The sequence below is a fragment of the Streptomyces flavovariabilis genome (assembly GCF_000725785.1).
In the GTDB taxonomy this organism is placed as follows: Bacteria; Actinomycetota; Actinomycetes; order Streptomycetales; family Streptomycetaceae; genus Streptomyces; species Streptomyces hawaiiensis.
Map to the genome: position 1 here is coordinate 16819 of NZ_JNXD01000037.1, position 22408 is coordinate 39226.

The window sequence follows — 22408 nt, forward strand, 5'->3', positions numbered from 1 at the left end:
CCCAGGCGACGGCGCCGTAGCGCGGGCGGGCCGTCCCGGTCCACAGCCGGCGGCCGGACCGCTCGTCCGCGAGAGCTGCGTGCCCGCCGGATCCTGCCGGTCGTCTCACACCGCTCGCTTTATTCGCCGTCCGGAACGGGGCGCTATTCACTTTTCCCATTCGGAACATCGAGGGGAGAATTCTTCCGCCCTGTCGGGTACCGAAGCCGGCGATCTTCGGCATGGGCCTGTTGCCAAGCCGGCGCCAAGTCGCGGAACAGTGCCGACCAAGCTCTCTGGCGGAACCTTGGCCGTATGGAGCGCCACGACGAGGACACCACGACGAGCGGGGCGGCTGGGCCCGGCCCGGAGGGTTCGGCGCGAGCGTCGATCCGTATGCGCCAACCATGTCGAACTGCTTGACCTGTTACGGCATTGACATTGGTTTCTTGCCATTCCCCTCGAAAGCAGACGGCCACGGCATGCCACGGTGTGCCGGAATTTCCGGCGCTCGGCTTTCGGCGGTCACGCAGTGCCGTCCTTGGGCCCATCACCCACCCCAGGCACCCAGATAGGAGCATGACATGAGGCCACCGAATTCACCGCGTTCGGCCCCGTTACCGTGGCCCTCGGACGTCAGCCCGGAGCAGGTGCGCAAGGCCACATCCGCGCTGGTCGCACATGTCAGCAGCAGGGTCGATCCCGACGGCGCGATACGTGAGGAATGTCAGAGCCGAGTGCTGGAATCGGCGCTCGCCCTGACGCTGATGACGCGCATCGGCATGGCCTCGCCCGCTCGGGACAGCGTGCTCGCCTTCCTGCAAACGCACCTCGACACCCCGCGGGAGTTCGACCGCGTCCTCGCCACGCTCGCCGTGGGGCGCGCCTCCGACCGGTCACCCGCTGATGACACCGACCTCATCGACAAGCTGACCGACGCCCTGCTCGGCGCGGCACCGGAGTTCATCTCCGCCCGCCGCCGCCGGATGCTGTACGCCGTGTTGTCGGTGCTCGGGTGCCCGCTGCCGCCCGGCCTCGTGCCGGCGGCCGATGAAGAAGCCCCCACCGACCCCATGCACTCCTGGGCCGCCGTCCAGCAGGCCGCCGTGACGCTGATCCTCGCCTCCGCCGCAGGGGTCAGCAACGAGGCCACCGCCGCCGCGCTGAACACACTGACCGCCACCCGCCCGGCGACGACGGTGTGGGAGGGCTATGTGCTGCTGCACCTGCTGTCGCTGCACGGGCTCGCCGGTGTTCCCGGGCAGGAAGCGACCGTGCGCAGCGGCCTGGAAACACTGCTGCGGCACCAGCGCGACGACGGCGGCTTCCCGTTCGTGCTGGAGATGCAGAACTGGTGCACGTCGACCGCCGCGATAGCCTTCGCCGCCGCCGGCGCCCCACCGGCTCTGCTGCAGACGATCGCGGGGAAGCTCGCCGCCCACGAGGTCGACGACTCGCTGCGCTCTCTTTCCCTTTCGCTGTCCCGCGGATCTGCGCTCAGCGGCGCCTGGTCCATCGGCCCCGGCGTGGCGCAGAACGATGTCGACTGCACCTCGTGCGTCCTGGAGTTCCTGCAGGAGATCGATCCGGTCTCCTACGGCGGCACCGTGCGGCGCGGGGTGGACGCACTGCTGGCCGTGCAGGGCGCCGACGGCGGGTTCCCCACCTATGTGGCCGGCGCCGCCTCCGAGCCGTGCATGACGGCTGCGGCCGTCAACGCGCTCGCGCCGCATCCCTCCACCGCACCCGCCCGGGAACGCGCCTTGGCGTTCCTCGCCGACAGTCAGCTGTCCGACGGCGGTTTCGAGCCGGGGTGGAGCCGCAGTCGTCTGCACACGATGTTCCGAGCCCGTCTCGCCGCCTGCACCGCGGACCCGGACGACCGCCGTACGGCCGGTATGGCCGAGCGGATCGAGCGCTCTGTGTACGAGACGCAGAACCCCGACGGCGGCTGGGGGATGCAGCCCGGCGATCCCAGCGACGAGATCAGCACCGCCTACGCGCTGATCACGCTGTGCTACGGGGCCGAGGTCCGGCCCGTCGGGCGCGCCATGTCCTGGCTGCTCGCGCGCCAGAACGCGGACGGAGGGTACGACGGCCCGCCCGACATGGTCGGCCCTCGTCCGTTCCCGTACCACTTGCCCGTCCTGACCGACATCTCCGTGCTCCTGGCGTTCGGTCACGTCCGCTCCCGCGTTCAGCGCACGGCGGCTGAACTCCAGGGCGCGGTGTGAGGTAGTCCGGTAGCCGCGACGTGCCGCTGCCTGCGGCGACCGGCCGGAAGGCCGCATCACCGCAGGCAGCACGCGAAGTCCACCGGCCGGGAAAGCGGGCAACGAGATGTTCGCGGCCGACGGCGGGCGATTCTCAGCCCAGGCTCGGGGCCTGATGCAATATCTCCCGCTCGAGGTGCCGAAGCGCCGGGCTGGGGTCGATTCCCAGCTCCTCCGCCATCCGCTTCTGGTGGGCTCGCAGCATCGCCAACGCATCGGCCTGCCGCCCTGCCCGGTACAGCGCCAGACTGAACAGTTCACAGCCGTATTCCCGGAGCGGATGGGCCTGTGTGAAGGCTGCCAGTTCGGACACCGCTATCTCGTGCGCCCCCATGGCGATCAGGGTCGCGCACCGCCCTTCGATCGCCCACAGCCGCAACTCCTCCAACCGCACGACCTCCGGCGCCACATGAGTCGCGTCGGCCACCTCCGCGTAGGCCTGCCCACGCCACAATGCCAGCCCCGCATCGAACTCACGCAGCGCCCGTTGCGAATCACCGCGATCCAGTGCCTGCCAGCCGGCCATGGCGCGGTCACCGAAGCGATGGACATCCACCTGGACCATGCGGCTGTCCAGCAGATAGGCGCGGCCGCGTGTGCGCAGCACCCTCGCCGGCTTCCGTGGCGCCCGATCGGGCTCAAGCACCCTGCGCAGGTTGGCTACATACGCATGCAGCGAGGTGATCGCCGACGGCGGCGGGCTCCCGTCCCACAACTCCTCCAGCAGCACATCCACCGACACCGGCTGACCCACCTGGCTGACCAGCAGCGCGAGCACCGCACGCTGCTTCGGCGCTCCCAGATCGATCCGCCGGCCGGCGACAGCCGCCTCCACCGGGCCGAGCACCCGGAACTCCACCCCGGTCGGCGGCGTCTCCGTCGGTTTCGGGACCTGTATCTCGACCCCTCGGACAGCGACCGGTGCGGTACGCCGGGAGACCGCGGCAGCGTTCGAGCCTTTCCTGCCGACGGTCGTCTCGAAGCCGGTGCCGGGGATCGGCGAATCGAGATGGAGCCCGAGAGCCTTCGCCACGTGCATCTTCAACGTGTCGTTCGTTCGCCGGAGATCCCGTAATTCGGTCTCCAGTTCGGCCACTTTGCACTTCAGTTCGGCGACGCGCGGTGCGTCGCCGATAGTGTCGCCCGGCCGCTGCCGGGGAAGGACGTACATCCGGCAACTATTGCCGGTCACAGGATCGGCGACCATCGTGTCGCAGTTGGATTGCTCGTTCGTCATGACTGAACTCCTCTGCAATTTCTTTTCCTTACCCAGGGAAAAAACTCAAGTCGACACCTGGACTTGAACAAGCCGGGTGCGCAACATTGGGGTCGTACACGCTGCGAGGCAGCGGAACTACCGGAGTGCAGAAGCGGTATTTGCGTTGTCAAGGAAACGGCGCACGCAAGTGGAAGAGGCTCCGGCGGGCGCGGACCTGGCGGCCGGGGGCATCCACGCCCTGCGGTGCGCGGCCCGGGACACCGACGGCGGGCGGGGGCGCCGAACAGCCCCACGGTCCGCACGAGATGCCGGACATCGCCGGCTCGCGCACGAGCGCCCTCGTGGAACTCGACGGTGTCCGGGGCACCGAGGGAACGGGAGCTGCCGAAGGAGCGCGAGATGATGCAGCCCCGCCCACCAAGTCGCCCGGTGGCGAGTCCGGTTGGGCGGCATGAGAGAAGTAGCCTCGCGGGCGTCTTTGGTCTCACCCCAGATGGTCACGTGTGCCGCGGAATCTCCTCGTCCTGATCCAGCCGGCCGAGGGTGGCGGTGCCGTCACCGGGTTCTCGACTTCGCAGGGGAAGGAACTCACCATGACGGCGGATGGGCACGTCACTGTCGCAGGCGCTGCCGGGGCGGGATCCGATGCGAAGCCCGCGCATGCCGTCCGGCTCGGCAACGCCGCGTCTGGCTCTCACCAGGTGCCGGACCTCGTCCGCTCTTCCGCCCGCGGCAGGATGGCTGGTCGGCCTCTCGGCATTCCGGGGCAGGAATCGCGTGAGCGCGGGGATGCCCAGGAGCGCGCGAATCCGTATCACGCGCGATCCCCCGGGTGTGCACCGCTGTCGCAGTCGGAGCGTGGCGTGGGCAGATTCAGCACGCCGCTCTCGGCCCGTGTGGCAGGCCGTGCATAATAGTTGCCCGCAGCTAGTTTTTCCCGATCCCTCTCTCGCCCCTCCACCTCTTGCTTTTCGACATGGCGCAGCTCGGCCTACCTGGCCCGTGACCACAATTCCCCCTTTTGGCGTGGATCCGCCGTTTCCCCCGTGTGCGGAACGCCGAACCCACCCGAAGGAGAGGTTCACCGAGATGGGCGGCACTAGTCAAGGGGGTTGCCCGTCGGGCTGCCGTGGCACGGGCGAGAGGGCGGGCCGGTGCCACATGGCGAACTCCCCCCGCACACCTTGACCGCACCGGTCGGCACCAAGAGCACAAGCGGAATGAACTTGTCTTCGCAGAACCACGGTTGAAGCACGTGCATCCGGTTTCAAGCGGAATGCCTCGACGGGACTGTCTGCCAGGTTGCTGCCGACTCAACGCCAAGTCAGCACCAACCCGCTCATCAGTCCCAGGCAAGCCCTTCGGCAGATGGTGGTCGCCGTAGCTCGGGACGCCTCACGGAAGAGCCGCATCCGCATGGAATTGCTAGAGAAGATCCACAGTCCGGAAGACCTACGGTCGCTGGCGCCCTCACAGTTGCCGGACCTCGCATCCGAAATCCGTGACTTCTTGGTGAGCGCAGTCTCCAAGACCGGCGGACACATCGGGCCGAACCTGGGAGTCGTCGAGCTGACCATCGCGCTCCATCGAGTATTCGAGTCCCCTCGGGACCAGATTCTCTTCGACACCGGTCATCAGACCTACGTGCACAAACTGCTGACCGGGCGTCGCGCGGGCTTCGAGCGGCTGCGCCAGCGCGGTGGCCTGTCCGGATATCCGAGCAGGGCCGAGTCCGAGCACGATTTCATCGAGAACTCCCATGCCTCGACCGCGCTCTCCTACGCCGACGGACTCGCGAAGGCCCGCCAACTGCTCGACCTCGACGGGTGCGTGGTCGCCGTCGTCGGGGACGGCGCGCTGACCGGCGGCATGGCGTGGGAAGCGCTGAACAACATCGCGGCGTGCGAGGAACGTCCTGTGGTGATCGTCGTCAACGACAACGGACGGTCCTACTCGCCCACGATCGGAGGCTTCGCCACTCACCTCGCGTCACTCCGGCTGGACCCCGACTACGAGAACGCGATGCGCCTGGTGAAACGGGTGATGCCGCAGGCACCCGTGGCCGGCGCAGCCGTCTACGAGGCGCTGCATGCCCTGAAGAAGGGGCTCAAGGACGTCCTCGCCCCGCAGGCGATGTTCGAGGACCTCGGCCTCAAGTACGTCGGGCCGGTCGACGGCCACGACGTGCACAGCCTCGAGGAGGCTCTCCGCGCGGCCCGTGCATTCGGGCGCCCGGTGATCGTGCACTGTGTCACCAAGAAGGGCCACGGTTACGCGCCGGCCGAGAGGGACACCGAGGACTGCTTCCATGGGCCCGGCGCCTTCGATCCGGAGACGGGCCTATCCCGGGCGGCCTCGGCCACCTCCTGGAGCAACGTGTTCGGCTCGGAGATGGTGAAGATCGGAGCCGAGCGGTCCGACGTCGTGGCGTTGACCGCCGCCATGCTGCACCCGACCGGGCTCGCCGGCTTCGCCGAAGCCTACCCGGACCGGTTGTTCGACGTCGGTATCGCCGAACAGCACGCCGCCACCTCGGCGGCGGGCCTGGCGATGGGTGGTCTGCACCCCGTGATGGCGGTGTACGCCACCTTCCTCAACCGGGCGTTCGACCAGGTGCTGATGGACGTTGCCCTGCATCGGCTGCCCGTCACCTTCGTTCTCGACCGCGCGGGCGTGACGGGCAACGACGGACCGAGCCACAACGGCATGTGGGACATGTCGATCCTGCAGCTGGTGCCGGGGCTGCGGCTCGCGGCCCCCCGGGACGGGGCGCGGCTGCGTGAGCTGCTCCGCGAAGCCGTGAAGGTGAGCGACGGCCCCACCGCGGTCCGTTTCCCCAAGGGAGCGGTGGGCGACGACATCGACGCCGTCGGCAAGCTCGGCGAGATGGACGTGCTCACACGGTTCGCAGGGCTGTCCCCCGTCGACGGCGAGCCGGCGGACGTCCTCCTCGTCGGCGTCGGCTCCATGGCCCGCGTCTGTGTCGACGCCGCGCGTCTGATCGCGGAGCAGGGCGTCGGCGTCACCGTCGTGGACCCCCGGTGGGTCAAGCCCCTGGACCCCGCGCTCCTCGACGCGGCCCGCGAGCACAGCCGGGTCGTGGTCGTCGAGGACAACGGGCGTGTGGGTGCCGTGGGCGACGCGGTGGCCAGGTACGTGAACGATGCCGGCGTCAGCACACCGGTACGCACCTTCGGCATCCCGCAGGAGTTCCTGGAGCAGGCGAGCCGGGCCGAGATTCTGGCCGACATCGGACTGACCGCGCAGGACCTGGCCGATGACATCACGCTGTTCGCCCGCAGCCCCCTCGACGACCCCGGTGACGGCCGACCGGCCCCCACCCCGCCCGAGAGGAGCATGGTCCGTGCCGAACGTTGAGCTCGGAATGCCGCAGCCCCCACCGCGTCCGCTGGCCAAGCGGCGGCCGTCCCGTCCGCTGCAGGTGGGATCGGTGGGCGTGGGTGGCGACCACCCCGTATCGGTCCAGTCGATGACCACCACCCGGACGTCCGACATCAACGCCACACTGCAGCAGATCGCCGAACTCACCGCCTCCGGCTGTCAGATGGTGCGGGTGGCGGTGCCCACGCAGGACGACGCCGATGCCCTGTCCACCATCGCCGAGAAGGCGCAGATCCCGGTCATCGCCGACATCCACTTCCAGCCGAAGTACGTCTTCGCGGCGATCGACGCCGGCTGCGCGGCGGTGCGCGTCAACCCGGGCAACATCAAGCAGTTCGACGACCGGGTCAAGGAGATCGCGGCCGCGGCCTCCGCGGCCGGCACGCCGATCCGGATCGGCGTCAACGCCGGGTCGCTCGACGGACGGCTGCTGGCCAAGTACGGCAAGGCCACGCCGGAGGCGTTGGTCGAGTCGGCGCTGTGGGAGTGCTCCCTGTTCGAGGAGTACGACTTCCGGGACATCAAGATCTCGGTGAAGCACAACGACCCGGTCGTGATGGTCAACGCGTACCGGCTGCTCGCCGAGCAGTGCGACTATCCGCTTCACCTCGGCGTCACCGAGGCCGGCCCGGCCTTCCAGGGCACCATCAAGTCCGCCGTCGCCTTCGGTGCCCTGCTGAGCGAGGGCATCGGCGACACCATCCGGGTGTCGCTCTCCGCCCCTCCCGCGGAGGAGGTGAAGGTCGGCCTGCAGATCCTGGAGTCGCTCGGTCTGCGCGAACGGGGCCTGGAGATCGTCTCCTGCCCCTCCTGCGGCCGCGCCCAGGTCGACGTCTACAAGCTGGCCGACGAGGTCAACGCGGCGCTGTCCGGCTTTCCCGCGCCGCTGCGCGTGGCGGTCATGGGGTGCGTCGTCAACGGGCCCGGGGAGGCCCGTGAGGCCGACCTGGGTGTGGCGTCGGGCAACGGCAAGGGCCAGATCTTCGTCAGGGGGGAGGTCGTCAAGACCGTACCTGAATCGAAGATCGTCGAAACGCTGATCGAAGAGGCCATGCGTATCGCCGAGGAGATGGGGATCGACCCCCTCGGCAGCGATGACGTTCCGTCCCAAGCGACCTGAGGGGAAAACATGTCGCCCACCCCACGCCGAATCCTGCTCGCCGAGCCGCGCGGTTCCTGTGCCGGTGTGCACAGGGCCATCGACATCGTGGAACGCGCGCTCGAAATACACGGCGCGCCCGTCTACGTACGCAAGCAGATCGTGCACAACGAACACGTGGTGCGCCGCCTCGAGACGATGGGTGCCAGGTTCGTCGACTCGGAGACCGACGTGCCGAACGGGGCGGTGTGCATCTTCTCCGCGCACGGCGTGTCCCCGCAGGTACGCAGCAACGCCGAGCAGCGCGACCTCAAGGTCATCGACGCGACCTGCCCGCTCGTCGCCAAGGTGCACCAGGAGGCCCGCCGCTTCGCCCGCGACAAGCAGACGCTGATCCTCATCGGACACGCCGATCACGAGGAGGTCGAGGGCACCTACGGGGAGGCTCCGGACCGTACCGTCATCGTGGAGAACGCGGATGACGCCAGGCGGCTCGACCTGCCGCCGGGCACGTCCGCCGCGTATCTCACCCAGACGACGCTGTCGGTGGACGACACGGCCGAGATCGTGTCCATCCTCAGCGAGCGGTTCCCCGGGATAACCGGCCCGGGCAGCGAGGACATCTGCTACGCCAGCCAGAACCGGCAGAACGCGGTGAAGGCGATCGCCAGGCGCAGCGACCTCGTGCTCATCGTCGGGTCGGCCAACTCCAGCAACTCGGTCCGGATGGTGGAGGTCGCCCAGGCCGCCGGAGCACAGGCCCGGCTGCTGCCCGACGTGGACCATCTGGACACCGCCTGGCTGAAGGACGTCCGCACCCTGGGGCTGAGCGCCGGGGCGAGCGTGCCCGAGGTGCTGGTGGAGCAGGTCGTCGAGCGGCTCGCGACCCTCGGCTTCAACGACATCGAAACCGAGGTGACGGCCGTCGAGAACGTCGTGTTCAGGCCGCCGCTGGAGCTGGAGCGGCCGGGGCCCGCCGAAGCCGGCGACGATGCCTGCGCCGAACTGCTCGCCCGGGTCGACGCCCGCATCCAGGAGCTGCTGAGCGCCGAGGCCGCGCGCTGGGGGGCCGTCGATGCCCGCGTGGCGGTGCCGGTCGAGGCGATAGCGGAACTCGTCGGGGCGGGTGGCAAGCGGCTGCGCCCCACGTTCTGCATCAGCGGCTACCTGGCGGCCGGCGGTTCGGCGGACGACGACACGGTCGTCGCGGCGGCGGCCGGGCTGGAACTGCTGCACGCCTTCGCCCTGATCCACGACGACATCATGGACAACTCGCCCACCCGGCGCGGAGTGCCGACCGTGCACGCCCACCACGCCCGCCTGCATGCGGAGCGCGGCTGGGCCGGCGAGGCCCGCCGGTACGGAGAGGGCGTCGCCCTCCTGGCCGGTGACCTGGCGCTCAGCTACGCCGGCCGCCTCACCAGCGGGCTGCCCGCCCCGGCGATGGAGATCTGGACGGAACTGGTCACCGAAATGATCATCGGCCAGCAGCTGGACATCGCTCTGGCCGCCGAGCTGGCGCCGGACCCGGACCTGGCCCGCTGGGTCGCGGTCTGCAAGTCCGGCCGCTACACCATCCACCGCCCCCTCGCCCTCGGCGCGTCCATCGCCGGGCGGCCCGAACTGCAGGTGCCCTTCGAGGAGTACGGCGTCGCGGCCGGCGAGGCGTTCCAGTTGCGCGACGACCTGCTCGACGCGTTCGGTGACTCCGCGGCGACCGGCAAGCCGGCCGGCCTGGACGTCAGTGAACACAAGATGACCTTGCTGCTCGCTCTGGCGGCCGCCAAGGACTCCCGGGTGGCGCGCCTGGTCGCGGACGGCAAGAAGGGCCACTGGGACGCGGCCGAGCTGCATGAGGCGCTGCTCGCCTCCGGCGTACGCCGTGACGTCGAGCAGCAGATCGACCGGCTCGTCGCGACCGCCCGTACAGCACTCGACACGGCGCCGCTGGCGGACGACTGGCAGCAGCGCCTGGGCAAGATGGCGGAGCAGGTGGCCTACCGCGACCGCTGACGCCACCGCGCGAACGACGGCAGGGGCATGCGCCGGACGGCACCGGAGGGTACGAGCAGGTACGCCGTCATCGACCGGCGCCTGCTCACCCTCGCCCCCGCCTTCGGTCGCCAAGCAGACGCCAATCTGATGGCAAGCGGGGGACGCGACGATCCCGATGTCCATCCGCGTAGCACTAGGTTGACCTTTGGAGGGGGAAATGTCCGAAGCCTCTGAGCTGGCAGACATATATTCGGCCATCGAGGAAACGGCTCAGCTGCTGGATGTGCCCTGCTCACGTGACAAGGTCCAGCCGGCCCTGGCCGCTTTCGGAGACGGGCTCGCGGACGCCCATATCGTCTTCAGCATGGCGACCGGCGAGCGCTACAAGGGTGAGCTCGCCTTCGACTTCACGGTGCCCACCGCTGCCGGTGATCCCTATGCCATTGCGCTGGCCAACGGCCTCGTCGAAGAGACGGATCACCCCATCCGCACCCTGTTCTCGGACGTCCAGAAGCGGTGCCCCGTCGACAGTTACGGGGTGGACTACGGAATCGTCGGCGGGTTCAAGAAGACCTACATATCGTTCCCTCTTGGCGATCTGCAGCGGCTGTCAGCCCTTGTCGGCATTCCGTCCATGCCGCGGGCGCTGGCCGAGCACGCCGATTTCTTCGCGAGCCACGGCCTGGACGACAAGGTGTCGGCCATCGCCATCGACTACGCACACCGGACGTGGAATGTGTACTTCAGCGGGATTCCCGCCGAAGTCAAGGAACCGCAGACCCTCCAGTCGGTGCTTCAGAAGTTCGGACTGCCGGAACCGAGCGAGCAGCTGATGGACTTCATCCGGACGTCGTTCGCGATGTACACCACCTTCGGCTGGGATTCCACGAAGGCCGAGCGGATCTGTTTCTCTGCCCGGAGCTCGGATCCGACGGCACTCCCCGCTCAGTTCGAACCGCAGATCGGGAAGTTCGCGAAAAGCGCGCCGTACACGTACACCGGCGAGCGCGTACTCACCTACGCCGGCGCATTGTCGCCGAGCGAGGAGTTCTACAAACTCGCGACGTTCTATCAGAAGACATCCAAGCTGTCCGACCGGGTTCGACCCGCGACGTGACATCCACGGGTCGCCGCGGAGATCCGTCAAAGGCCCCGGGCCTGCCAGCGAGGAAACCAGTGAGGACAAGGGACAGAGGATGACCGAGGCAGACGAAGGCGCCGCCACAACCGAGAGTCCGCGACTGCCCTTCGGGCCGCGGATCGCAAGCCTGCCAAAAACCCCCGCGGCTGCGAACGTCGAGGGGGTCCGGCGATGACACGCGTACTCATAGCCGGTGGCGGGATCGGCGGGCTCACGGCCGCGCTGAGCCTGCACGCCGCGGGCATCGACGCCGTCGTGGTGGAGAGCGCCCGCCGCATCGAGCCGCTCGGCGTCGGGATGAACCTGCTCCCCCACGGGGTCCGCGAGCTGATGGAGCTCGGCCTCGGCGATGACCTCGCCGACATCGGCGTGGCCACGGGCGAGCACATGTTCTGCGACAGTGCCGGCGACGAGCTCTTCACCGAGCCGCGCGGCCTGGCCCAGGGCTACCGCTGGCCGCAGTACTCCGTCCACCGCGGTGAGCTGCACCTGATGCTCCTGGAGCGCGTCCGCGAACGGCTCGGCGCCGACGCCGTGCGCACCGGCACCCGGTTGCTGGACTTCACCGAGGGACCGGACACCGTCCGTGTCCGGGTGACGGACCGTGCGACCGACGCCGTCGAGACGCTCGAGGCCGACGCGCTGGTCGGCGCGGACGGGCTGCACTCGACCGTGCGCGCTCAGCTCCACCCGGATGAGGGGCCCCTGTCCTGGTCGGGCCAGCGGATGTGGCGTGGCGTGGCGGAAGGAGTCCCGCCCTTCCTGACCGGCCGTTCCATGGTGATCGCACATGACGGCACGGCGTCGCTGGTCGCGTACCCGATCGGCCGGGACCGGACCAACTGGGTCTGCCTGGTGCGCGTCGGCGAACCGGGCCCCCTCCCCGAGGACGGCACGGTGGACGCGGTCGACGACCACCGCACGGGCCAGTTGAAGGAGGTGCTGGCCCACTACGAAGGCTGGTCGCTGGGCTGGCTGGACGTGCCGGAGCTGCTGGAGCGCAGCGACCGCATCCTGGAATACCCCATGGTCGACCGCGAACCGCTTGCCGCTTGGGGCCGCGGCAGGGTGACGCTGCTCGGCGACGCCGCGCACCCGATGTATCCCGCCGGCGCCAACGGCGCGTCCCAGGCCGTGCTCGACGCGCGGGTTCTCGCCTACGAGCTGGCGCAGGCCGACGGCGACACGGTGTCGGCGCTCGCCGCCTACGAGCGCACTCGCCTGCCCGCGTCCACGGAGGTCGTCCAGGCGGGCCGCATGATGGAGCGCGCCGGGGGCATGCTGCTCAATCGCGAGCAGCTCACCTTCATCACCGAGATGTACCGGCAGAAGGCCGACGGCGAAGTCACCGAGCTCAACGCCCGTCCGTCCCTGACGCCGCCCGGGCGGTCGTAGCGCCGCGCCTGCCCGACGCTCCGCCAAAGCCGCGGACGGGCGTGCCGGCGAGTTCCGGTCACGCCCGCCCGCGGCTCCGGCCTGCCTGCGCGGCGCACCCGCCGTGCGGCCCCGCTCCGGCTCGATGCGGTCCCGCGCGGAACCGGTGCCGATCCGGACAGGCCGTTCCCCGCCCGTACGAACCATCCCCGTTCACCCCACCAGAGAGGAACACCATGCACGCGTACACGGTGGTGGACGCCTTCACGACCACACCGCTCGAGGGCAACCCCGTGGCGGTCTTCTTCGACGCCGACGACCTCTCCGCCGACACCATGCAGCGCATCGCCATGGAGATGCACCTCTCGGAGTGCACCTTCGTGCTGCGTGCGAAGGCGGGCGGCGACGCCCACATCCGCATCTTCACCCCGGTCAACGAGCTGCCGTTCGCCGGCCACCCGCTGCTGGGCACCGCCATCGCTCTGGGCACGGCCACCAAGAGCAACGAACTGTCGCTGGAAACCCACATGGGTGCCATCCCCTTCACGCTGGAACGCCGCGACGGCGAGGCCGTCGCCGCCTGGATGCGTCAGCCGGTCCCCACCTGGGAGCCGTTCGACCGCGCCGACGAGCTGCTCGCCGCGCTCGGCCTCGAGTCCTCGACACTGCCCGTGGAGATCTACCGCAACGGCCCCCGTCACGTCTTCGTGGGCGTGGAGAGCGTGGCGGCGCTGTCCCGGATCTCTCCGGACCACCGCCGGCTGGCCACGTTTCCCGACATGGCGACCAACTGCTTCGCCGGCTCGGGGCGGCAGTGGCGCACCCGGATGTTCTCGCCCGCCTACGGCGTGGTCGAGGACGCGGCCACGGGTTCGGCGGCCGGTCCCCTCGCGCTGCACCTGGCACGGCACGGCCTGGCCGACCACGGGCAGACGATCGAGATCCTCCAGGGCGTGGAACTGGGCCGGCCCTCGCTGATGAAGGCGGTCGCCCGGCGCGAGGGTGACGAGGTCTCCTCGGTCGATGTGGGCGGCAACGGTGTGACCATCGCCCAGGGAACGATCTACGTGTGACAACGCATGACGCATCGGAGGTGCCTAGATGAGCGCGATCGGGAGTGCCAGCAAAACCGAGTCCATCACCGGGTCGCTGGACTTCGTCTTCAAGGAGTACGACGACCCGCCGGCCGATCCGATCCCGATGCTGCGCGACTGGCTGGCGTACGCACAGGAGAACGACGTCAGGGAGCCGAAGGCCATGGCCCTCGCCACCGCGAACGCGGCGGGCCAGGCCTCGACCCGGATCGTCGTGCTGAACCGGGTGACGGACGACGGCTTCGTCTTCGAGACGCACGCCACCAGCCGGAAGGGCCGCGAACTGGCGGAGACGGGGTGGGCGTCCGGGGTGCTCTACTGGCGGGAGACCAGCCAGCAGATCACCATCAGCGGACCCGTCGTGCAGCTGTCCGAAGCCGAGTCCGACGCACTCTGGCACGCGCGTCCGCCGGCCGCCCACCCGATGACCACGCTGTCGCACCAGAGCGAGCCGCTCACGGACGCGGTGGCCATGCGGACCGAGGCCGAGCGGCTGCATGACGTGCCCGGCCCGCTGCCACGCCCCGAGCGGTACCGCGGCTACCACGTGGCCGCTGCCCGGATCGAGTTCTGGTACGCGCGGCACGACCGGCTGCACCAGCGGCTGAGTTACGAACGCGACGCCGAGGGCTGGACGGCGACCCGGCTGCAGCCCTGAGCCCCAGGCCGTGTCCGCAAAGTCCCGGAGTTCTCACCGGCGTCGGTCACCCGGCGCCGGTGAGGGTGGGGATCCGGGCGGAGAACGGCAGCTCTAACACGCCATTTTCCTCTCCGTCCCCCGTGACCGGCCGCAACCTCGAGCAGGCCGCAAAGGCCCCACCGACCCGCGAGGAGACGCCATGACCTCGTCACGGCACCCCCAGCCCGGCACCGCCGCAGCGGTGTTCACCGACCACCACGACCTACGGGCCCGCAACCGGCGTGCCGTGGAGCAGTACATGGAGACCGGCGCGGAAGCCCGGCTGCGCAGGTACACGCTCTACACCGAAGACGGTTCCGCGTGTCTTTTCAACACCGACATCGGCCGGCCCATCCTCGTGCAGGGCAGGGAGAAGCTGAAGCGGCACGGCGAGCTCTCCCTCGAGGTGCTGCCCGACTGGCAGTGGATCGACGTGCACATCTACGAGACGCAGGATCCGGCGGTCATCTGGGTCGAATGCGACGGCGAAGGAACGATTCGGTTCCCCGGCTATCCCGAAGGCCGCTACCGCAACCACTTCATCCACGGCTTCACGCTGCGCGACGGACGGATCGTCTCCAGCCGCGAATACACCAACCCGATCGAGCACATGCGTGCCCTCAGCATCGAGACACCGCACATCAAGCGGGACTGGATCCCCTCCTCCTGACCGGAGCACGGCCGGGCGCCGCCGCCGAAAGTTCCAACAGCCCTTCTGGCCGGATCAGTTACCACTGGTCGTTCGCGCCCTGCCGGCCCGGCACCGCAGTCTCCTTCAAGTGATATAGATGACGTCTGGAGCGGATGTCACACTCCCAGTGCCTGGGCCGCCCCCAGTTCGGAAGACGTCCTCGACGGGAGGCCCCACAGTGCCCCACCCAACGACCAGGAACCAGGCACCGAGCCCGGGGCGGATCGACACCGCCGACCTGGTGCGGACCGCGGTGAACCGGGTCTTCGCCGGCGGGCCGCCATCGGCCGTCGCCGTCAACCCCGCGGGGGCCATGGCTGACTGAACCGCCGGCCTGCTCCTTCCCCGAGGCTCCGCAGGAGCGTTCCCGGCCGCCGCGCTCCGCGGTGCCCTCGACTCAGCCGGCCGGGGCCCTGCGGCCGCTCCACGGCCGGGACAAGGCGGCCCGCCTGCTCGCCGCAGCCGCGCTCGTCAAGGGCCTTCGGCAGCGCCGGCCCTGGTGTCACGGCGACCACCTGTGCGGGATCGACGCCGTCGCCCGTCCCGGCAAGCACTCTCATGTCGACCCATCGCTGAGGAAATTCACATGATGCGAAAACTGACGTCCTTACCCAGTGGCAGGGTGGCCAAATGGGTCATCCTCGCCCTCTGGGTGGCCCTGCTGATCCCGGCCCTCATGCTGGCCGGCAAGCTCGGCGACGTTCAGGAGAACGACAGCGCGGCCTGGCTGCCCGGTGACGCGGAGTCGACCGTGGTCGTCGAGCGGGCCATGAAGTTCCAGCCCGCCGACACCGTGCCGGCGATCGTCGTCTACGACCGCCCCGAGGGCGTCACCGCGGCCGACATGGCCAAGGCCCAGGCCGACGCCGAAGCCTTCAAGGGCGTCGACATGGTGGTGGGGCAGCCGCAGGGCCCCTTGAAGTCCCAGGACGGCAAGGCCATCCAGACCGTGGTCCAGGTCCGGAACGGCGACAGCGGCTGGGAAGGGATCCACGAGGTCGTCGGCGAGATGACCGAGGTCGGCGAGAAGAACGCCGACGGTCTCGGGTTTCACGTCACCGGACCGGCCGGCTATGCGTCCGACTCGATCACAGCCTTCAGCGGAGAAGGTGTCCTGACAGCGATCACGGCCCTGGTCGTGGTCGTGATCCTGCTGCTCACCTACCGCAGTCCGTTGCTGCCCCTGCTGCCCCTGCTGACCGCGGGCAGCGCACTGGTCACCGCGCAGGCGGTGATCTATCTGCTGGCGAAGCACGCCGGGCTCGTCGCCAACACGCAGACCAACTTCATCCTGACCGTCCTGGTGTTCGGCGCCGCCACCGACTACGCACTCCTGCTCACCTCGCGGTACCGGGAGGAGCTGCGGCGGCACGAGGACCGGCACGAGGCGATGGCCGAGGCCCTGCACCGCTCCGGCCCCGCCATCGTCGCCAGCGCCGCGACCGTGGCGGTCAGCCTGATGCTGCTGATGCTCGCCACCCTCAACTCGACCCAGGGGCTCGGGCCGGCCTGTGCCGTGGGCATCCTCGTCGGACTGCTCGCCACGGTCACCCTGATGCCGGCCCTGCTGGTCATCTGCGACCGCTGGATCTTCTGGCCCGTGAAGCCGTCGTACGGGTCGAGCGAGGTCACCAAGGAGAGCGTCTGGGACCGGGTCGGCACCGCCGTCTCCCGCCGGCCGCGGATCGTGTGGATCGGCACCACGCTCCTCCTCGCCGTCATGGCGATCGGAGCGTTCGGGCTCAAGGCGGACGGGCTCTCCAACAAGGACCAGTTCACCAACAAGCCGCAGATGGCCGTCGGCGAGGAGATCCAGGCCGAGCACTTCCCGGCCGGATCGGGCGACCCCGTCTACGTCGTGGCCGAGGCCTCCTCGGCCGAGCAGGTGAGCACCGCGCTCTCCGGCGTCCCAGGAATCGCCAACGTCTCACCACCGACGGTCAAGGACGGTCAGGCCCTCATCCTCGGGGAGCTCGAGGACGCTCCCAGCAGCACGGCCGCGCTGGGCACCGTCGAGCAGGCCAGGACCGCCGTCCACGCCGTCGAGGGCGCGGACGCCCAGGTCGGCGGCAACACGGCGATCATGCTCGACACCCGAGAAGCGGCTTCCCGCGACTCCAAGGTGATCATCCCCATCGTGCTGGTCGTGGTGTTCCTGATCCTCGCGGTACTGCTGAGGGCGATCGTCGCACCCCTGCTGCTCATGGCGACGGTGGTGCTGTCGTTCGGTGCGGCCCTCGGCGTGAGCAGCCTGATGTTCAACCACGTGTTCGGCTTCGCCGGAGCGGACGCCTCCTTCCCGCTCCTGACGTTCGTGTTCCTGGTCGCCCTGGGCATCGACTACAACATCTTCCTCGTCACCCGGGTACGCGAGGAGGCGCTGCTGCACGGCACCCGACGTGGCGCGCTGACGGGTCTGTCCACCACGGGCGGCGTGATCACCTCGGCGGGTCTGGTACTGGCCGGCACCTTCGCCGCGATGGCCTCCCTGCCGCTGGTCTTCGCGGCCGAGCTCGGGTTCGCGGTGGCGTTCGGCGTACTGCTGGACACCATGATCGTCCGCTCGGTGCTGGTCACCGCACTGACCCTGGACGTGGACCGCTGGATGTGGTGGCCCAGCAAGCTGTTCAAGCAGCGGGACACTCCCGAGTCGCCCGCGGGCGGGCCCGACCTCGAACCCGCTCTCAGGGGCACGTGACGACCGATCCACCACGGGCCTTCCGGCGTCTGCCGGGAGGCCCGAGGAACGGGTGCGGGGATCGTCCCGGAGGGCGGGCGGGCGATCGCCCGCCCTTTGCCGTGCCGTTCACCGTTCCGCCCGTGTGACTGCCCCGCACAGGGCTGTCCGGACACCGCTGACCGGCCGTTCGCGGAGCACGCCCGAGCACCCGGACCTCTCCGTCCGTGCGACCGGAGCGACCCGTCCGCCTGCCAAGAGCTTCACAAGTCCGTTGTCCCACGGTGGTACGCGGTTGTGCCCCACCTTCGACCACGGCCGTACGCCGGTTTCCGCCCGGGCATTCCCCGGCAGACCCACGGCAGCGCGGTGGTCGCCAAGGATGCGCGCACGATCAGCATGCAGCTCCGACCACCCAAGCAGTGGAAAGTGAGGCCGCCCATGTCCGACGACAATGAGGTACGCGACCACAACCGTGCTGTCGTCGCGCAGTACATGAACACCCGCGGACAGGATCGCCTTGAGCGGCACCTGCTGTTCACGGAGGACGGCACCGGCGGCCTGTGGACCACCGAGACCGGCGAACCCATCGTCATCAGCGGCCGGGACCGGCTCGGCGAGCACGCCGTCTGGTCGCTGAAGTGCTTCCCGGACTGGGCGTGGATCAACATCGAGATCTTCGACACCCAGGATCCCAACCGGTTCTGGGTCGAATGCGATGGCGAGGGCAAGATCCTTTTCCCGGGCTATCCGGCGGGGCACTACCGCAACCACTTCCTGCACTCGTTCCTGTTCGAGAACGGCAAGATCAAGCAGCAGCGCGAGTTCATGAACCCCTGCCAGCAGTTCCGGGCACTGGGCATCGACGTCCCCGCGGTCCGCCGAGAGGGCATCCCGACCTGACGCCCTCCGCCCGACCGTCGATCCTCGAGCCCACAGGGGGAGACCGTGCGTACGACAGTCCAGGACATCCACGCGTCATCGGCTCTTCAGCAGCCCCAGTGGGGGGACCCCGGCCCGGTAAAGCGAGTACGGGACACCCTCAGCGCCTCTCCACCGCTGGTCACCGCCGACGGAGTGGCACGACTACGGCGCCTGCTCGCCGACGTGGCCGCGGGCGCGGCGCACGTCCTCCAGGCCGGCGACTGTGCCGAGGACCCGGCGGAGTCGACGCCCTACCACGTCCGGCGCAAGACGGCGCTGCTGGATAGCCTCGCCCATGCCGTGACCACGGTCACCGACGCACCCGTCATCCGGATCGGGCGGATCGCCGGGCAGTTCGCCAAGCCCCGTTCCAAGCCGGTGGAACAGGTCGGCGACATCACCCTCCCGGTCTACCGCGGTCACATGGTCAACGGGCCGGAACCCGACCCCGACGTCCGGCGCCCGGACCCGGAACGCATTCTCACGTGCTACCGGGCCGCCCAGGACGTCGTACGCGAGCTCGCTGCGGTCAACGCGGGCCGCCAGGACGCCGAACGGGTGTGGACCAGCCACGAGGCGCTGCTCTTCGACTTCGAGTTACCGATGCTCAGGCCGGCGGGAGCCGACCAGCAGTTCCTCGGCTCCGCGCACCTGCCGTGGATCGGAGAGCGGACGCGTCAACCGGACGGCGCCCACGCCCGCATGCTGGCCGGCATCGTCAACCCGGTCGCCTGCAAGGTCGGCCCGGGCGTGACGACCGAGGACGTCACCGCCCAGGCCGCCCGGCTCGATCCGGCACGGGTGCCCGGTCGTCTCGTCCTGATCGCCCGGATGGGATCCGGATTCGTCTCGCGCCGACTCCCCCCGCTGGTGGAGGCGGTACGGGCGGCCGGGCACCCCGCGATCTGGCTCTGCGACCCCATGCACGGCAACACCATCACCAGTCCCGACGGGCACAAGACCCGGCTGCTGGACGCGATGATCGCCGAGGTCGAAGGCTTCAGCGACGTCATGGCGGCGGTCGACGGCATCAACGGTGGGCTGCACCTGGAGACGACCCCGGACGACGTCACCGAATGCGCCGCCGACGTCTCCGAACTCGGCATGGTGGGCGACCGGCACACCACGTTCTGCGATCCCCGGCTCAATTCGGGACAGGCCATGCGTCTCGTATCGGCGTGGGCCAGGACTCTCTGAGCGACGCCGCCGCGGTGCCGGGCACTCCAGCGCACCCGGGCGGCGTCGCGGGCCCGTTCCCCTCTCCGGACCTCGTCCCCACCGTCTTTTGAAAAGGAGCCGACTCGTGGTTGGCATACCTGCCATCGCCCCGTACGCCATGCCGACGGCGGACAGCCTGCCGGCCAATGTGGCCGACTGGACACCGGACCCCGGTCGCGCGGCTCTGATGGTTCACGACATGCAGCGCTTCTTCCTGCGTCCGGTGCCCGACGCGCTGCGCTCCCAGCTCGTCCACAACGCCGCGCTGTTGCGCAAGCGGGCCGCGAGCCTCGGAGCCCCGGTCGTCTACTCGGCGCAGCCCGGCGGGATGACACAGCAGGACCGCGGGCTGTTGCGGGACTTCTGGGGCCCGGGCATGCGCACCTCTCCCGAGGACCGGGAGGTCGTGCCGGAGCTGGCCCCCACCGAGGACGACTGGGTGCTGACCAAACGGCGCTACAGCGCCTTCTTCCGGTCCGGTCTGCTGGAGAGGATGCGGGCCGAGGGGCGCGACCAGCTCGTGTTGTGCGGGGTCTACGCCCACATCGGTGTGCTGGCCACGGCGATCGACGCGTTCAGCCACGACATCCAGGTGTTCCTGGCCGCCGACGCCGTCGCCGACTTCTCCGCCGAGCAGCATCGACTCACGCTGGACTACGTGGCCGGCCGGTGCGGGATGGTCACCCTGAGCGCGGAGGTGTTCGAGTGACCGCCGATCTGCTCGACCGGCTGCTGGCCATGCCCGCACCACCCGACTTCGCGCTGCTGCACCGGCCGGAGACGAACACCCCGGGCACGGTCGACGTCCTGCTGGGTGATGTCTCGCACCCCACCTCGTTGGCCGGCCTGCCGCTGCCCGATCTGGCCGGCCCGCCGGACGCCACGACCCATGACGCGCTGATCCTGGTGCCCTACCGGCAACTCGCCGAGCGGGGCCTCGCCGCTCCGGACGACGGGGCACCGCTGATCGCCCTCACCGTCAGGGAGCAGGCCGTCCTGCCGATGCCGGACGTCCTCTCCCGGCTGCCCGACACCCCTGTCGCCCTGTCCGGGCACCACTTCGACCTGTCCGACGAGGAGTACGCCGACGTGGTGCGGCACGTCGTCGCGGACGAGATCGGCAGCGGCGAGGGGGCCAACTTCGTCATCAAGCGCACGCTGCTGGCGGACCTCGGCGGCGAGTCGGCGCACACCGCGCTGGCCGTCTTCCGGCGGCTGATCGCCCTGGAGCCGAGCGCCTACTGGACGTTCGCCGTCCACGTGAACGGCCGGGCGTTCGTCGGAGCCACCCCGGAGCGCCACATCTCGGTGCATGAGGGCCACACCGTGATGAACCCCATCAGCGGCACCTACCGCTACCCGCCCGGCGGCCCGACCCTGGACGGCCTCACCGCGTTTCTGAGGGACCGCAAGGAAACCGACGAGCTGTACATGGTGCTCGACGAGGAGCTCAAGACGATGTCCCGCATCTGCGAGGACGGCGGCCGGGTCACCGGCCCCTTCCTCAAGGAGATGGCGCGGCTGGCCCACACCGAGTACTTCATCGAGGGCCGTACCCGCCGGGACGTACGGGAGGTCCTGCGCGAGAGCCTGTTCGCGCCGACCGTCATGGGCAGCCCGGTGGAGAGCGCGGCCCGGGTCATCGCACGGCACGAGCCCCAGGGGCGCGGCTACTACAGCGGAGTCGCCGCGCTGATCAGCCGCGAGCCGTCGGGCAGCCGGTCGTTGGACTCGGCCATCCTGATCCGCACCGCCGACATCGCGCCGGACGGACGCATGGCCATCGCCGTCGGGGCGACCCTGGTGCGCCATTCGTCCCCGGAAGCGGAAGCGGCCGAGACCCGGGCCAAGGCGGCCGGACTGCTCGACGCGCTGGGCGCGGATCCCGGCACGGGGCCGGCACCGGGGCCTGGCGACATGCCGGCACCGGCCGCCCCCCGGTTCGCCGATCATCCCGTGGTGCGGGACGCCCTGCGCAGCCGTAACACCGGCATCGCCGACTTCTGGCTGGCGTCAACGGGCGCCCGCTCGCTGACCGTGCCCGCGCTGGAGGGGCTGAAGGTGCTGGTGGTCGACGCCGAGGACACCTTCACCGCGATGATCGTGCAGCAGCTGGAAGCGCTCGGGCCCACCGCAGAGGTCCTGCGCTACGACGAGCCGTACGCCCTCGACGGGTACGACCTGGTGGTCATGGGGCCCGGTCCGGGTGATCCCCTCGCCGGCGACGATCCGAAGATCGCGGCGCTCAACGCGGCAGTGGCGAGGCTGCTGGACGAGCGGATCCGTTTCCTCGCGGTCTGTCTGAGCCACCAGGTGCTCAGCCTCAGGCTCGGCTTCGACCTGGTGCGGCGCACCGAGCCCAACCAGGGCGTGCAGCGCAGCATCGACCTCTTCGGCCGGCCCGAGCGGGTGGGGTACTACAACACCTTCGCCGCCGTCAGCCGCAGCGACGACCGCGACGTGCCCGGGGTGGGGCGGGTCCGGGTCAGCCGGGACCCGGCCAGCGGGGAGGTGGACATGCTGCACGGCCCGCACTTCGCCTCGTTCCAGTTCCATGCCGAGTCCGTGCTCACCGTCGACGGGCCCCGGCTGTTCACCGAGGCCCTGCGGGCGGTGCTCGACGAGTGAAACTCCGAGAGCGCC

At 69.7% G+C, this 22408-nt stretch carries 16 protein-coding genes; 15 read left to right on the top strand and 1 reads right to left on the bottom strand.

What is annotated here, in order from left to right:
• Positions 1-716 precede the first annotated feature (716 nt).
• A complete protein-coding gene (locus IO24_RS0138135; protein WP_234335375.1) occupies positions 717-2213 on the top strand; it encodes a prenyltransferase/squalene oxidase repeat-containing protein in 1497 nt (498 codons plus the stop codon).
• A 133-nt stretch (positions 2214-2346) separates the two neighbouring features.
• On the opposite strand, the gene IO24_RS0138140 is transcribed toward IO24_RS0138135, so the two are convergent.
• Positions 2347-3489, bottom strand: coding sequence for an AfsR/SARP family transcriptional regulator (locus IO24_RS0138140; RefSeq protein WP_234335376.1), 1143 nt, complete (start codon positions 3487-3489; stop codon positions 2347-2349).
• 1398 nt (positions 3490-4887) lie between these two features.
• Between IO24_RS0138140 and dxs the strand changes: the two genes are divergently transcribed.
• From dxs to IO24_RS0138215, 14 genes are all read left to right on the top strand, one after another.
• Positions 4888-6849 (top strand): 1-deoxy-D-xylulose-5-phosphate synthase, encoded by a 1962-nt coding sequence (gene dxs / locus IO24_RS0138145; protein WP_045297212.1) that lies wholly within the window; start codon positions 4888-4890, stop codon positions 6847-6849.
• 7 nt (positions 6850-6856) lie between these two features.
• Positions 6857-7993, top strand: coding sequence for a flavodoxin-dependent (E)-4-hydroxy-3-methylbut-2-enyl-diphosphate synthase (gene ispG / locus IO24_RS0138150; RefSeq protein WP_031144160.1), 1137 nt, complete (start codon positions 6857-6859; stop codon positions 7991-7993).
• 9 nt (positions 7994-8002) lie between these two features.
• Positions 8003-9985, top strand: coding sequence for a 4-hydroxy-3-methylbut-2-enyl diphosphate reductase (gene ispH, locus IO24_RS47285; protein ID WP_078899559.1), 1983 nt, complete (start codon positions 8003-8005; stop codon positions 9983-9985).
• A gap of 199 nt (positions 9986-10184) precedes the next feature.
• Positions 10185-11084 carry an aromatic prenyltransferase gene (locus IO24_RS0138165; protein WP_078899560.1) on the top strand — a complete coding sequence of 300 codons (900 nt, stop codon included), beginning with the start codon at positions 10185-10187 and terminating at the stop codon, positions 11082-11084.
• 195 nt (positions 11085-11279) lie between these two features.
• The gene (locus IO24_RS0138170) at positions 11280-12503 is read left to right on the top strand and encodes an FAD-dependent monooxygenase (RefSeq protein ID WP_031144164.1); all 1224 of its coding nucleotides are present in this window, start codon (positions 11280-11282) and stop codon (positions 12501-12503) included.
• A gap of 215 nt (positions 12504-12718) precedes the next feature.
• Positions 12719-13555, top strand: a complete 837-nt coding sequence (locus IO24_RS0138175) for a PhzF family phenazine biosynthesis isomerase (protein WP_031144166.1) — start codon at positions 12719-12721, stop codon at positions 13553-13555.
• A gap of 28 nt (positions 13556-13583) precedes the next feature.
• Positions 13584-14234 carry a phenazine biosynthesis FMN-dependent oxidase PhzG gene (gene phzG / locus IO24_RS0138180; protein WP_031144167.1) on the top strand — a complete coding sequence of 217 codons (651 nt, stop codon included), beginning with the start codon at positions 13584-13586 and terminating at the stop codon, positions 14232-14234.
• Positions 14235-14415: 181 nt separating this feature from the next.
• Complete coding sequence (locus tag IO24_RS0138185; RefSeq protein WP_031144169.1) at positions 14416-14925, top strand: PhzA/PhzB family protein; 510 nt, start codon at positions 14416-14418, stop codon at positions 14923-14925.
• Between the two features lie 199 nt (positions 14926-15124).
• A complete protein-coding gene (locus tag IO24_RS45420; protein ID WP_157851335.1) occupies positions 15125-15271 on the top strand; it encodes a hypothetical protein in 147 nt (48 codons plus the stop codon).
• A 261-nt stretch (positions 15272-15532) separates the two neighbouring features.
• A complete protein-coding gene (locus IO24_RS0138195; RefSeq protein ID WP_031144173.1) occupies positions 15533-17644 on the top strand; it encodes an MMPL family transporter in 2112 nt (703 codons plus the stop codon).
• Positions 17645-18064: 420 nt separating this feature from the next.
• Positions 18065-18526: a PhzA/PhzB family protein gene (locus tag IO24_RS0138200; RefSeq protein WP_031144175.1), complete on the top strand. Its 462-nt coding sequence runs from the start codon at positions 18065-18067 to the stop codon at positions 18524-18526.
• A gap of 45 nt (positions 18527-18571) precedes the next feature.
• Entirely contained in the window at positions 18572-19744 is a 1173-nt protein-coding gene (locus tag IO24_RS0138205) for a 3-deoxy-7-phosphoheptulonate synthase (RefSeq protein ID WP_107063111.1), read from the top strand.
• Positions 19745-19850: 106 nt separating this feature from the next.
• Positions 19851-20474, top strand: coding sequence for an isochorismatase family protein (locus IO24_RS0138210; protein WP_031144179.1), 624 nt, complete (start codon positions 19851-19853; stop codon positions 20472-20474).
• Between the two features lie 29 nt (positions 20475-20503).
• The gene (locus tag IO24_RS0138215; protein WP_078899562.1) at positions 20504-22393 is read left to right on the top strand and encodes an anthranilate synthase family protein; all 1890 of its coding nucleotides are present in this window, start codon (positions 20504-20506) and stop codon (positions 22391-22393) included.
• Positions 22394-22408 lie beyond the last annotated feature (15 nt).